Raw genomic sequence first — 1,657 nt, 5'->3', positions numbered from 1 at the left:
AACAATTACAATTAATAAAAGTAATGGCAATATAGCTACCATTACTTTTATTAATAATTTTCTTATTGATTTTTTTATTATTTTTTTAAGCACTTTTTAAGCACCACCTTGGAACATATCCAATTCTTTTTCACTTGCTTCAACATGAAAAGCTATATTTCCGACACCATTTATAGATAAAATACATTCACCTGTAGATAAAAGTGGTATCTTTTTAAACTCGCTATCACTTAAACTTCCGTCAAAAACAGTACGTAAGGTTTTTAAAGCATTGTTATCTTGTTGCATAATAAATTTATATTGTGTTAATTCAAACAATGTTTTTATTTCATTTACACCTTCTGTACTTGTTCCTTCTGGTATAAAATCTCTTATAGATTGAGATACAAATACAAGACCACCAAAATATTTTCTTGCTTCTCTTTCAAACTCAATTAAAAATTTAACGGCTAATAAATTTTCAGGATTTATTATTCTATGAGCTTCATCAATTACTATCAAATACCTAACAATATCTTCCCAAGCAATTGATTTTGTATCAAATAATTTTTTGTATTTACTTCCATTTTGGAGCATATTGTCCCACAATAAGTTCAAAACATTAAACATTTGTGCATTAAAAATCTCTTTTTTCATTGAAGTTAAATTTCTAATACTAAAAAATACGACTTGTTCATCCACTATATTTTCGATTGTTGATTGTCCATCAAATAAGTACCCATAATTATTCACCATGCTTTTTAATGTTAATTCTATACTTTCTAATCTTTTTAATCTTGTAATCGATAATTTTTCTTTTATGATATTATTTTCAACATCTTCATACAATTCTTCTTTAACTAAATTTAAAAGGTCGCTAAAAATAGGATATTGGCTTTCCTTCAATCTAGTAATATTTAATTTTTCTGCATCAATATTTTCTTTGTAAATACCAAATTTTATATAAAGTTCTCTTGCTAGCAATTCAAACTCTTTACAGGTTTCATCATCAGAATCTGGAGCAATAAATTTATAAAATGTAGTTAGTTTAGATAAATGTTGCATGAAAGAAATTCCCTCTTTATCGGATGTTTTTAAGACTTGTAAAGGGTTAATTATTCCGTTTGTACCATCCAAGGATATCATTTTACCATGAACTTTATCCATTAGATTTTCAAATTCTCCAGTGACGTCTATTCCTCTTATAATGTTTCCTCTACAACAATTATCTAATGTTAATTTCTTTAAAAGTGTTGATTTTCCTGAACCCATTGTCCCGAAAATAAGTGCATTATAATATTTCCTGTACTTATCTTTATGAAATATATCAAAAATCAAACTACCACCAGTTGAAGTGCCACCCAAGTAAGTACCATTCGGATCATCAAGCTTCGTGAAATGAAAAGGATATCCTGCTGCTAAAGTTTTTGACCCAATTTCCTTACCCACTCTTTTATTTGGAAATTCTTTTATTTTTGTATGACTCGTAAAAATGGCTTTCCATTCGAACTCAGTTTCGTTTAAAAAAATAGTTCCTTTAAAGCTTAATCCTTCTAATGTTTCTAATACATTTCTTATATTTTCTTCAAGTTGTGAAATTGTTTTCCCACTTACATATAATCTTATATTTACAAGTTTAACTACTTCACCAGACCTCGATATTTGATTAAATATTTCC

1 protein-coding gene is annotated in these 1,657 nt (G+C 27.4%); it reads right to left on the bottom strand.

The genetic code is table 11. The annotated features are described in order from the left end of the window. Window positions 1-96: 96 nt before the first annotated feature. Window positions 97-1,657, bottom strand: a 1,561-nt coding sequence (locus VIM70_RS01480; RefSeq protein WP_331943418.1) for an ATP-binding protein, incomplete at its 5' end; no start/stop codon positions are given.

Origin of the sequence: Clostridium sp. (genome assembly GCF_036569345.1) — a bacterium.
Taxonomy (GTDB): domain Bacteria; phylum Bacillota; class Clostridia; order Clostridiales; family Clostridiaceae; genus Clostridium_AD.
Note: the sequence above shows the minus strand (reverse complement) of the source record. Positions and strands in the feature narration are given on the sequence as shown.